The organism is Bacillus sp. B15-48 (genome assembly GCF_016879755.1).
Taxonomy (GTDB): domain Bacteria; phylum Bacillota; class Bacilli; order Bacillales; family Cytobacillaceae; genus Mesobacillus_B.
In genome coordinates, this window is the sequence record NZ_WOFU01000006.1 from 115,801 (window position 1) to 127,862 (window position 12,062).

Sequence of the window (12,062 nt, forward strand, 5' to 3'; positions counted from 1 at the left end):
ATAATTGAAAATTCAAATGTTTAATTTTAAATTATTAGGAGGATGACCATGGACGTACCATTAATTTTAACGCAGTTTTTAGATCGGGCTGTAACATTATATGGAGAGAAAAAGGCAATTATTTGCGATCATCGAGTGTTTACATATAATCAATTAAACGAACGTGTTAATCGTCTATCTGATGGTTTACGTGAAATTGGGGTGAAGAAGGGGGATCGAATTGCCTATCTTGCACCAAATACCGTTGAAATGCTTGAGGGCTTTTATGGAACTTTCCAACTTGGTGCAGTAATGGTTCCTTTAAATACCCGGCTAAAACCAAGTGATTATCAATTTATTCTTAATCATAGTGAGACGAAAGTATTATTCGTTGATCAGGAATTATACAATTTAATTGTTCCAATAAAAGATAATCTTAAAACAGTAGAAAAAATTATCGTGCATTACCATGACGGAAGCTGTGAAGAAACAGCGTATGATGATTGGTTATCCAATCACTCTTCTGAGGCATTTGACCGTGAACCACTTGATGAACAGGATATTTGCAGTCTTTTATACACGAGTGGTACAACGGGAAATCCTAAAGGGGTGATGCTGACGCATCGAAACAATTATCTTCATGCCTTAAGTGCTATGCATCATCTTCGAGTTTGTGATGAGGACGTATTAGTTCATGTGTTGCCGATGTTCCACGTAAATGGCTGGGGTTCACCGTTTTATTATACAGCAAATGGAGCAACACAAGTTTGCTTAAGGAAAGCATCTCCAGACCAAATCTTTGAAGTGATTGAAAAACATGGGGTAACAGTAATGCATATGGCCCCAACTGTTTTAAATTCTCTTTTACAATATTATGAAAAACATGTGCCTGAATTTCAGCAAGATATTCGCGTCGTCATTGCTGGGTCAGCACCACCGCCAGCCTTTGTCACAAGGGTAGAAAAAGAATTGGGTTGGGAATTTATTCAAGTATATGGAATGACTGAATCAAGCCCTTTAAGTACAATCTCGGTCATAAGGTCTCATTTGAAGGAGCTCCCTTTACAAGAACAATATCGTTTAAAGTCGAAGGCTGGAGTCCAACTGATTGGCAGTGAAGTGAAGGTTGTCAATGAACTCGGTGGGGAAGTTGCTTGGGACGGAAACGAGATTGGCGAGGTAGTTATTAGAAGCCATGGAGTCATGAAAGGTTATTGGAAGAATGATGAAGCAACAATGGAAGCAATTCGTAATGGCTGGCTGCACACCGGGGATATGGGGACAATCGATGAATACGGGAATCTTGAAATAGTTGACAGGAAGAAGGATGTAATTATTTCTGGTGGTGAAAACATTTCCTCAATTGAAGTAGAAGGTGTCTTATATGAGCATCCGGCTGTGCAAGAGGCAGCTGTAATAGCGATTCCACATGAAAAATGGGGAGAAACACCGCATGCTATTATCGTATTAAGAGAAGGTGCTGAGGCGACTGAGCAAGAACTGATTCAATTTTCTAGAGAAAAACTTGCCCACTTTAAAGCGATTACGGGAGTAATGTTTGTGAACGAATTGCCAAAAACAGCCTCCGGGAAAATTCAAAAAGTCCAGCTTCGTGATGAATATTGGGAATCGATTGGAAAGAGCGGAAGATTTGTTAATTAATCAGAAAATTAGTTTGTGAGTTTCGCACCGTATTTTTAGTATTTTCCAATTTCCTATGATATGATAATGATGAATTTTATCTCATAGGGGGATCAATTGATGATACATGCACATATGACCACTTGGTTTTTGGCACTTATTCTGTTTTTTGTCGCTTTAGGATTGCATAAAAGAGGGAAAGAAAAAGGCTTTAAAATCATCCAAATGATTTTAAGAGTCTTCTATATTTTAATTCTTGGTACAGGTATTGGCTTGCTCTTTAGTCTAGCAAATATTAGTTTCCTGTATATCTTGAAGGTGGTTGTCGGCCTATGGGTAATTGCGGCAATTGAAATGATATTAATCCGTACAAGTAAAAAAGGAAATACACAAGGAATGTGGATTCAATTTATTATAGCCCTTCTGCTCGTGCTATACCTTGGCTTCACACTTCCATTAGGAACGAAAATATTTTAAAAAACGGACGCTGTTCAAAATGACAGCGTCTTTTTATGTTGTCATCTTTAATCTGATTGAAAGGATTGAAATAGTATAAATACAAAAATCTCTTTTGTTCTACTTTTTGAAGAATTATGTTAATTTAAATACGAGGGTTGTCGGAGAGAGAAATTTTAGAATTGGAGAAAGATCATGGCAAAGACATATGGCTGTGTATATGAAAGTGTTGAAAGGTTGAATCTTTTCTTAGAGGAGCATAAATTTACAGATGTTCCCAATTTAATCATTCACATTATTTCAAGCGAAGAGACGCGCATCGAGACACTTAAGCAACGTTTGGAAAACCAATTCCCTGCATCCACAGTTCTCGAATATTCTACGCCAATAAAAAATATTTCAGAAGAGCAAATTTTTATCCTCTTTACATTAATAGAAGAAAAGTTTTTAAACTTTCTCTATTATGACTTTGATACAGGGCTGCCAAATCGAATGAAGTTTACTGAGCAACTTAGGATCGTATTAGGTCGGTTCTGCCAAGGGAATGAGCCCCTAGCTTTACTTGTGATTGATATGGACCGTTTTAAAAATATCAATGATACACTTGGACATTATGTTGGGGACCTGCTTTTAAAACAAGTGGCTTTAAGATTAAAAGAGGGAAGCCCGCCTGGTTCTTATTTAGCGCGATTTGCTGGCGATAAGTTCACGCTGCTCATTTCAAAAGATACAAGTGTAAGCAAAATTTTAACAACTGCGGAAAAATTATTAGAAAGCATTGCGGTGCCAGTTCAGTTTAATGGCCAAGAACTTTTCCTTACTGCAAGTATAGGAATCAGCTATTATCCAAACGACGGGCATGATGAACATGCTTTATTAAAGAATGCTGATACAGCGATGAATCGTTCAAAAACGTTTGGGGGAAATCGAATCACCTTTTATGCCACTGAGATGAAAGGAAAAGCAATGTTTCGATTTGAACTCGAGAATTATTTACGAAGAGCAAACACAAATAAAAATCAAGAATTTTATTTGTGTTATCAACCATTAATTGATTTAAAAACAGCAAAGATTATCGGAAATGAAGCACTTATCCGTTGGAATCACCCCCGGCTAGGGCTTGTTTCTCCTGCTGAGTTTATTCCTCTTGCGGAAGAAATTGGTATCATCGATGAAATCGGTACTTGGGTATTGAATTCGGCCTGCCAACAAACGAAGAAATGGCAACAAGCAGGGATTAGCAATCTCGAGATTTCAGTCAATGTTTCAGCTCGGCAGTTTCAACATCCATGTTTTTTTAATAAGGTTCAGGAGGCACTGAATCTTACAGGATTAGAGTCTAAATACTTGACCCTTGAACTTACTGAAAGCGCCATGTTGCAAAATCTGGATTATAGTATTTCTATCATGGAGGCGCTCCAAAAAACCGGGGTAAAAGTTGCTATCGATGACTTCGGAACCGGGTATTCTTCATTAAGTTATTTACGATCGCTTCCCATCAATTCATTAAAAATTGACCGGGCCTTTATCAACAACCTTAAAGCGACTTCTGCAGATTTAGCGATTGTGAAAGCGATTATAACGATGGGGCATGGACTGGCGATTGATGTGATTGCTGAAGGAGTAGAAACGAAGGAACAAATTGAACTTTTACGTAATTTAGAATGTCATTATGCACAAGGATTTTTCATTCAAAAGCCACTCGTATCAGGTGACTTTGAGAAAATAGTGTTACCTAAATAACCGATGAGAGCCCTCCGATTCAATACGAGGGCTCTTAATCATTTTTTCGTGGAACATCTTGTGAAACAAGATTTTTCGGGGCGTCACTGTGACACAGTCCTACGAAATTTTTTCAATTACCGTACGTTTTCCACTGCTTAATGTGAATTCAAATCGATCATTACGATGCGTACTGTAATCAAAATGATGTTGAATGCTGCATATTTGCTCTTCATTATCAAAGATTATAAAATTCACACCTATTCCTCCTTTTTGAGGATTTAGGAAGGTGAGATGATTATAGCAATAAATACAATCATGAATGGAGAATTGGAGTGAGTTAAGCGCTTGAATAAAGTGACAAAATGCTTCATCATTTAGTTCGTCAAGAAGCCTTTCGAGAGAATAGATTAATTGCTTGCGAATGCGGATCGTTTCACGGTCGAGAAGATTGAGTAAATCATTTCCGCATTGAACCTGACCATTGTCCAGCAATAATCCTTTTGTCCAAATGTTGTTTCGTAAAACATCGATTTCCTGGTGAATATATTGCTCTAAAAGTGAGGCCTCATCGGTTTCATTATCAAAAAAAATCCATTGTTGATTAATAAATTCAATAGTTCCCATATCATAGGCTCTAGGCTGACCTTCGATTAGCTTTAATCTTTGCTGACGATTCATCATTATCCTCCGTATTTAGCTATTCACCATCCTTTCTAGACAGTTTTATTGAAATTTATAACCACTTAAAATTTTTTTAATTATAAACACTGTTCTATACGACTCTTAGTCGTTTCATGTAATAATGGATTTTAACCATATCGTACCTCTTTGCATAATATTAATCATAGCCCAATTTTGGATGTCCCGCTATGAAAGGATGGATACGATATGTGTGGAATAACAGGCTGGATAAATTACCGGGGGAATTTAACTGCTGAGCATGAGACAATCAAAAAAATGACAGAAACTTTAACCAAAAGAGGGCCTGATGATACAAATATTTGGCTAGATACCCACGTTGCTTTCGGACACAAGCGGCTAGTTGTTGTCGATCCTGAAGGTGGGAAGCAGCCGATGACCAGGAACAAAGGAAATCGCCGCTATACAATTTGTTATAATGGTGAATTATATAACACTGAAGATATAAGGAAAACACTTTCCTTAAAAGGATATTCTTTTAAAGGTCATTCTGATACAGAAGTTTTGATAACAGCTTTTATGGAATGGCAAGAAAATTGTGTAGAGTATTTAAATGGAATTTTTGTTTTTGCTGTGTGGGATGAATTAGAAGAAACCGTATTTATTGGAAGAGACCGTTTAGGTGTTAAGCCGCTCTTTTATGCTGAGACATCATCGGGTTTCCTGTTTGGCTCGGAGCTGAAAGCCATCCTTGCGCATCGAGAAGTACGTGCAGAAGTGAATAGGGAAGGACTTAGTGAATTATTTGGTCTCGGACCATCCCGTATACCAGGTAGCGGGGTATTTAAAGGGATTAAAGAGTTACGTCCGGCTCATGCACTCCGTTTTTCAAAGAATGGGTTGGTGGTTTGGCGCTACTGGAATGTAAAAAGTGAGCAACATCAAGATAGTCTCGAGGAAACGTCTGTAAAGGTAGGAGAACTGTTTACAGACGCAGTTAAGCGCCAGCTTGTTTCTGATGTTCCTTTATGTACATTCCTATCAGGAGGAGTCGATTCGAGTGCGATAACCGCGATCGCAGCGAATGAATATGCTACGACTGGCAAAGGCCGTCTGCATACGTATTCAATTGATTATGAAGGAAATGATCAGTTTTTTAAAGCGAATGAATTTCAGCCTAATTCTGATGGGGCATTCATTAAAAAAATGACTGACACTTATCAAACCGTTCACCATCATTGTGTTATCTCTCAGGAGAAGTTAGCTGATTTACTTGAGCAAGCCGTCCGTTTTCGTGATTTACCGGGGATGGCAGATATTGATTCATCGCTTCTGTGGTTCTGTGGAGAAATAAAAAAGGACTATACTGTTGGCTTATCTGGGGAATGTGCGGACGAAATTTTCGGTGGGTATCCATGGTTTCAGCGCGCAGATGACCTGAACCGTTCGGGATTTCCTTGGATGAGGTCAATAGGAGCACGGCAAGGGCTGTTGAGAAGCGATTGGCAGCAGAAATTAAATCTTAAAGAATTTATGATCGATCGTTATAAAGAAACCATTTCAGAAGTTCCGACTCTAGAAGGAGAGAGCAAGGAAGAAGCGAAAAGACGAGAACTATTTTATTTAAATATAATATGGTTTATGACGACGCTTCTTGATCGAAAGGATCGGATGAGTATGGGAGCGAGCCTAGAGGTACGTGTACCATTTGCAGACCATCGCCTTGTTGAGTATGTGTGGAATATTCCATGGGAGATGAAAATGCATGGTGGCCGGGAGAAGGGGATTTTGCGTAAGGCATTAGAAGGAACTTTGCCAAAGGAAATCTTATATCGGAAAAAAAGTCCTTATCCGAAAACGCATAACCCTGCATATACTGAAACGGTGAAAAATAGGCTGACCGAATATCTTAGCGATAAAAATAGTGCTCTGCATGAATTCTTTGAACGGGAAAAATTACTTGAAATTATTGAGAGTGATGGAGCAAGCTTTAATGTGCCGTGGTTTGGACAATTAATGACAGGTCCACAACTTCTTGCACATATCGCGCAAATTCATATTTGGTTTAGAGATTATAATGTAAATATCGTCGATTAACCGAAGACACTTCACTTAAGTCTACCACAGCCATATGGCTGTGGTATTTTCATCGTTTCGCGTGAAGGTTAATTAAAACAAAAAAATATGACAGAACTAATTGTCGTTTGACGTCTTCGTGGACAAGGGATAATCTATAAGGGATACATAAATGCTCATATATTGAGGGGGAACTGGGGATGAAGAAACGATTTCTTGTTTTTATCATGTTGCCATTCTTTCTTTTATCTGTAATCCCTGTGGGAGCAGTGGATCACAGTGATCGAAAATGGCAAGATGAATCGATTTATTATTTAATGGTAGACCGGTTTAATAATGGGGATAATAGCAATGACTATATGGTTGATACAAGAGATCCGCACGCATATCATGGCGGTGATTTTGAAGGGGTTATTAAACAGCTTGATTATTTGAGTGAGATGGGATTTACGACGATTCTCCTCTCTCCGATTTTTGAAAATGATGAAAATGGCTATCATGGCTTTTTTATTACTGATTTTTATAAAACGGAAGAACATCTCGGGGATTTAGAAACATTTCAGCGGCTCGTTCAAGAGGCGCATAAACGCAATATGAAGATTGTCGTGGATTTTATTGTTAACCAAGTATCTCCGAACCATTCCTGGGTAAATGATTCTGAAAAGGAAGAATGGCTTCTTTCACAAGAGGAAGCAGGAACTGGAATTGTCCAGGAGCGTAGTGAGCTGCCACATTTAAATCTTGAGCACCAAGAAGTAAGCAATTATTTGCTTGAGGCAGCAAAATGGTGGATTGAGGAAACGGATATTGATGGTTATCGCCTTCTTGATGTCCATCTAGCTCCAATAAGCTTCTGGGAGCAGTTTTCAAATGAAGTGAAGGCGACAAAGGAAAATTTCTTTTTACTCGGTGATACGAGTGTTAGTGACAGTGACACTATTTCTGAATATGTAAACATTGGGTTTGATAGTTTTATGGACTATCCGTTAAATGCCCCATTAAGATCCGTGTTCGCAAAGCCTGATCAGTCATTTGCTCCGCTTTTTGCGATAATGGCTGAAAATGAAACAAATTATCACGATTCCTATTTACTAGGACAATTTATGGATAATCAAGATATGGTTCGATTTACCGAGGACATGGTGGTAAACAATGAGCATCCTGGTCCTAGATGGCGATTGGCGTTAACTTATTTGTATACGACACCAGGAATTCCGCTCGTGTATTATGGCAGCGAAATTGCATTAGCAGGTCAGGAAGCACCAGATAACCGAAGGCAAATGAATTTTTTTACAGATAAGGAGCTCGTTGACTATATTTCTAATTTAGGCGATCTTCGTGGGAAACTTCCTTCCTTGACTAGAGGATCATTTGAGTTACTTTATGAACAAGATGGGATGGCAATATTTAAACGAGAGTATGAAGAAGAAACGGCTGTTGTAGTCATTAATAATACGTCAAAGACGCAATGGGTTACTTTAAATGCAGAGCAATTAGATACGAATAAAGAATTACGCGGCATTTTGGCAGGTGACCTCATACGGAGTGATGACAATGACGAATACCAAATGGTTATAGATAGGGAAGAAGCAGAGATTTATGTATTAATAGAAAAGACGGAGATTAATTTTCTGTTTTTCGTTGTTGTTTTCTCTGTTCCCCTGTTATTTTTATTGTTTATTTACATGGCCAAAAAAAGAGCAAAGAATACTTACTAATGGAAAAGGTAGCAATTAAAAATGGAGTAAAAGTACAGCTAATATTGGACGTTTTTTGTAGAAAAAGTCAATTATGAACATTTGGTCGAAGAGATTCGAACGTTTTTTGAGCGATAATGCTGGTAACGCGTTTTTTTATCCAAGTACTCGGAATAAAAACACCAAATTTCAATGATATATTGCTAGTACTCGTAATAAAACGTTGTAAAATGAGGGTTTAATCCGAGTACTAGTAATAAAATGAGGTCAGAAGGCCGATATAATCCCTGTACTAGCAATAAAAAACGGCCAAAAATCGGTTTAATCCAAGTACTAGGATTAAACCAGCCTTATAATCACGGTTAATCCAAGTACTAGCAATAAAACTTAGCCTATTTAAGAAACAATCTACCCTTTTTTAAAAAAACTGAGTAAAAAAATTCGGTCGTTATGGTCCCCCATCCACTTTTTAAAATCCGAGGTCGATTAGTCCTTAACATGAAAAAAGTTAATTTAACTAGAATACATAACATTTAACAAAAGGACCGGGCAATTCAATTTGCCCGGTTTTTCTTGTGCGACGGGCAGTTGCACCTTTGCAGGACCACTGCAAGAACTAACTTATATAGGTTGGGACACGCTACGGCGGTAAAACGGTCCCCGAATCCTGGAAGGTTATCTCTCTCGGAGGTGTAAGTCCTCCCATAGGAGTGCTGGCACAACCTATGAAGTCTAATCTAGGGCATTATTGTGAAGTAATGTCTGAAGGAGATGCGGAATGTCGAGAGACCCGTAGACGGATAAGCAGACCCAAATGCGAAAGCGTGAAGCACATACGGCCGGGTAAGTTGACGACTGTGCGAGAATAACGGGAAGTCCTCACTGTAAATTACAGGAGTCCTTTAATCAAAGAGCCAGCCGATTAAAGGGAGCTTATCAAGTGAAGGTGCTGGGTATGTTTAGAAGGAAAGTGTAATGACCCCGTGAGGTCTTCACTCTCAATTTCAGGTGGTGTCATATAAGAGTAATTCGAAGTTGACATTACGAGTGAAGAAGTCAGACGCTCTCATAGTACGGAAGTAAGAATGTGACTAAACACATTCCGAACGGAAGGGGATGCGACCTCGTGGTTCTACTCTAATAGAGGTGTGTAATGAAAACAGAACACGTTACCTCGGTAAAACGAACTGGATGTACACAATGAAAGGTGTGGAATAAGCATTGAATCAAGAACTGAAATTGAAATGGCATAGTATCTACGGACAAATTCTCTTTGACCGAAAACTAATGGCTGCCTGGGAAAAGGTAAAGTCTAACAATGGAGCTGGTGGAATCGATGGTGAGACCATTCAAAGCTACGAAGCTAACGAGAACGAGAATATCAATCAACTTCTTGCGAAACTTCGAGCGAAAGAATACACACCATCACCTGTCAGAAGACAGTATATTCCCAAGAAAAATGGAAAAATGCGACCACTTGGAATCCCCAACATTGAAGACCGCATTGTCCAACAAGCCGTAGTAAACGTAATAGAACCAAAATGTGAAGAATTTATTTTCCACAACTGGTCATGTGGCTACCGCCCAAATAGAGGTGCTAAAAGAGTAGTGCAGCTTATAATGTGGAACGTGGAAAAAGGCTATAACTATATCTATGATTGCGATATTAAAGGCTTCTTTGACAATATTCCACATAAGAAATTGATGAAGGTGCTTCAGAAATATATAGCAGATGGGACCGTCCTAGACCTTATCTGGAAATGGTTAAAAGCTGGCTATATGGAAGAAGGCAAATTCCATCAAACAGATTCTGGCACTCCGCAAGGAGGCGTAATTTCACCACTTCTTGCGAACCTCTATTTAAATGAATTAGATTGGGAACTAGACCTTAATGGAATTCGTTTTGTGCGTTATGCGGATGATTTTCTTCTATTTGCGAAAACAAAGGAAGACATCAAACGAGCCGAACAAATTACCAAAGGCAAACTAGCAGAATTGGGCTTAGAAATCTCTATCGAGAAGACCAAAGTCGTGGATTTTAACCATGATGATTTCGATTTCTTAGGATTCACCTTTGAACACTGGAGAAACCGAAAGAAAGATGGAAAACCATACTTCATAGCTAAACCTAAAGAGTCCACATGGGATGACTTTCGCCAAAAGATAAAAACCAAAACGAGAAAGACCTTTACATATAGTAAAGAGGTTTGGATAGAGAAAGTAAATCCTGTAATTAGAGGAAAAGTAAATTACTTTCTAACTCTTTGGGAAGCAATAAAGGCAAACGAAGAATATGGATTAAAAAGCAACTGCTACTTTAATGTCATTGGAAATGAATTAAAGGCAATTGATGGCTATATTAGAAGAAGGTTACGAGTATGCATGATTCATAAACACCCAAGTCAAAGAAAAGGGTGGACAATGACAACGAAATGGAATATCGAGTTCTTCGTTCGAATCGGATTGGTAGCGACTTTTCAATATTACTACGGAAAACAATATGGCTATACTCCAGAATCCTACATTGATTATATGAAGAAGAGCCAAGAGAAGAAACAACAAAAGAAGGTCCAAAAAGCAAAAGAACGCGGAAGGGAGTATTATACACCTGACCGCGTTCGCAAAATGAACTATGCACAAAGAATAGCAAAGTATTCAATGTAACACGTTGGTAAGCCGTATGCCTTAATAGGGCACGTACGGTTTGATAAGGGGGGAGCCTTGTGAAAGGTTTCCCTACTTTATTTTTGTTCCAGGAATTGTAAATGTTCAAGGTGGGTACTAGTTATTTGCATCCAGCTCCAGCGTCTAGTGGACTTCAGCCATCTCCACTCAAACGAACGCGTTTCCACTCTTCGTGTTTCAACGGTCAGTAACCGTGAGAACCAAGCCCCAAGAAAAGTCTTATCTCAGTCGATGTGCTCCAGCCCTGACGTGCGCTGACATTTTGTCCCTCTTGTTCTAACCGTTAATAATTGTCCCTCCATTCACGTGAATGGTTTGTCCGGTAACATAGGTTGAATCATCGCTCGCCAAGTAAACATAGGCGGGAGCGAGTTCGTAAGGCTGTCCTGCCCTTTCCATTGGCGTATTACTGCCGAAAGTTTCGACCTGGTCAGCTGGAAAGGTTGAAGGAATTAACGGCGTCCAGATTGGACCTGGAGCGACGCTGTTCACGCGGATACCTTGTTTTGCTAAAGATATCGCAAGTGAACGAGTAAACGTAGCAATGGCTCCTTTTGTTGCGGAATAATCAATTAATTGTTCATTCCCTTTATAAGCAGTAATGGAAGACGTATTGATAATGGTACTTCCTTGCTTTAAATAAGGGAGGACAGCTTTTGTTAGGTAGAATATAGAAAAAATATTCGTTCGAAACGTTTTTTCTAATTGTTCTGCAGTGATATCAAGTAAGCTCTTCTGCGGATGTTGTTCAGCTGCATTGTTGACTAAAATATCAATTTTCCCAAACTTACTCATTGTTTGTTCCGTAACTTGCTTACAAAATTCTTCATTTCCAATATCTCCAGCTAAGAGCAAACATTTTCGCCCTTCGGCTTCAATGAGATTCTTCGTTTCTTGTGCATCTTCCGTTTCTTCTAAATAGACGATGCTTATATCAGCGCCTTCCTTAGCAAAATAAATGGCCACTGATTTTCCAATTCCACTATCAGCTCCTGTTAGCAGGGCGACTTTGTCCTTTAACTTTCCTGAACCTTGGTAATTTTGATCAATTGAAACAGGTTTTGGCTCCATTTCATTTTCTGTACCTGGCTGATGATTTTGATGCTGAGGGGGAAATTGTTTTTTCTCCTTTTGCTGCATTCTGTTCACTCCTCTGTTTTTTCT

At 38.8% G+C, this 12,062-nt stretch carries 8 protein-coding genes; 6 read left to right on the plus strand and 2 right to left on the minus strand.

Translation table 11 applies throughout. The features are described 5' to 3' along the window. Positions 1-48 precede the first annotated feature (48 nt). The 3 genes from GNT69_RS18265 (at position 49) to GNT69_RS18275 (ending at position 3,819) form a co-directional block, all read left to right on the plus strand. Positions 49-1,641, plus strand: a complete 1,593-nt coding sequence (locus GNT69_RS18265) for a long-chain-fatty-acid--CoA ligase (RefSeq protein WP_203556423.1) — start codon at positions 49-51, stop codon at positions 1,639-1,641. A 99-nt stretch (positions 1,642-1,740) separates the two neighbouring features. Further along, positions 1,741-2,097, plus strand: a complete 357-nt coding sequence (locus GNT69_RS18270) for a YisL family protein (RefSeq protein WP_203556424.1) — start codon at positions 1,741-1,743, stop codon at positions 2,095-2,097. Positions 2,098-2,271: 174 nt separating this feature from the next. After that, complete coding sequence (locus GNT69_RS18275) at positions 2,272-3,819, plus strand: putative bifunctional diguanylate cyclase/phosphodiesterase (protein ID WP_203556425.1); 1,548 nt, start codon at positions 2,272-2,274, stop codon at positions 3,817-3,819. Between the two features lie 99 nt (positions 3,820-3,918). Here GNT69_RS18275 and GNT69_RS18280 read toward each other — a convergent pair whose 3' ends face one another. Next, a complete protein-coding gene (locus GNT69_RS18280; RefSeq protein WP_203556426.1) occupies positions 3,919-4,479 on the minus strand; it encodes a DUF2777 domain-containing protein in 561 nt (186 codons plus the stop codon). A 210-nt stretch (positions 4,480-4,689) separates the two neighbouring features. On the opposite strand from GNT69_RS18280, the gene asnB reads away from it, so the two are divergent. The 3 genes from asnB (at position 4,690) to ltrA (ending at position 10,877) form a co-directional block, all read left to right on the plus strand. Next, the gene (gene asnB / locus GNT69_RS18285) at positions 4,690-6,537 is read left to right on the plus strand and encodes an asparagine synthase (glutamine-hydrolyzing) (RefSeq protein ID WP_203556427.1); all 1,848 of its coding nucleotides are present in this window, start codon (positions 4,690-4,692) and stop codon (positions 6,535-6,537) included. Positions 6,538-6,716: 179 nt separating this feature from the next. Further along, a complete protein-coding gene (locus GNT69_RS18290) occupies positions 6,717-8,234 on the plus strand; it encodes an alpha-amylase family glycosyl hydrolase (RefSeq protein ID WP_203556428.1) in 1,518 nt (505 codons plus the stop codon). 1,200 nt (positions 8,235-9,434) lie between these two features. Beyond that, positions 9,435-10,877, plus strand: coding sequence for a group II intron reverse transcriptase/maturase (gene ltrA, locus GNT69_RS18295; RefSeq protein ID WP_203554114.1), 1,443 nt, complete (start codon positions 9,435-9,437; stop codon positions 10,875-10,877). A gap of 297 nt (positions 10,878-11,174) precedes the next feature. Here the strand turns inward: ltrA and GNT69_RS18300 are convergent, their stop codons facing one another. Continuing rightward, positions 11,175-12,038 carry an SDR family oxidoreductase gene (locus tag GNT69_RS18300; protein ID WP_203556429.1) on the minus strand — a complete coding sequence of 288 codons (864 nt, stop codon included), beginning with the start codon at positions 12,036-12,038 and terminating at the stop codon, positions 11,175-11,177. Positions 12,039-12,062 lie beyond the last annotated feature (24 nt).

Excerpts from the sequence above, each read along its gene's own strand:
- GNT69_RS18265 (WP_203556423.1), top strand. The coding sequence starts at position 49 with ATGGACGTACCATTAATTTTAACGCAGTTTTTAGATCGGGCTGTAACA.
- GNT69_RS18270 (WP_203556424.1), top strand. The coding sequence starts at position 1,741 with ATGATACATGCACATATGACCACTTGGTTTTTGGCACTTATTCTGTTT.
- GNT69_RS18275 (WP_203556425.1), top strand. The coding sequence starts at position 2,272 with ATGGCAAAGACATATGGCTGTGTATATGAAAGTGTTGAAAGGTTGAAT.
- GNT69_RS18280 (WP_203556426.1), bottom strand. The coding sequence starts at position 4,479 with ATGAATCGTCAGCAAAGATTAAAGCTAATCGAAGGTCAGCCTAGAGCC.
- asnB (WP_203556427.1), top strand. The coding sequence starts at position 4,690 with ATGTGTGGAATAACAGGCTGGATAAATTACCGGGGGAATTTAACTGCT.
- GNT69_RS18290 (WP_203556428.1), top strand. The coding sequence starts at position 6,717 with ATGAAGAAACGATTTCTTGTTTTTATCATGTTGCCATTCTTTCTTTTA.
- GNT69_RS18300 (WP_203556429.1), bottom strand. The coding sequence starts at position 12,038 with ATGCAGCAAAAGGAGAAAAAACAATTTCCCCCTCAGCATCAAAATCAT.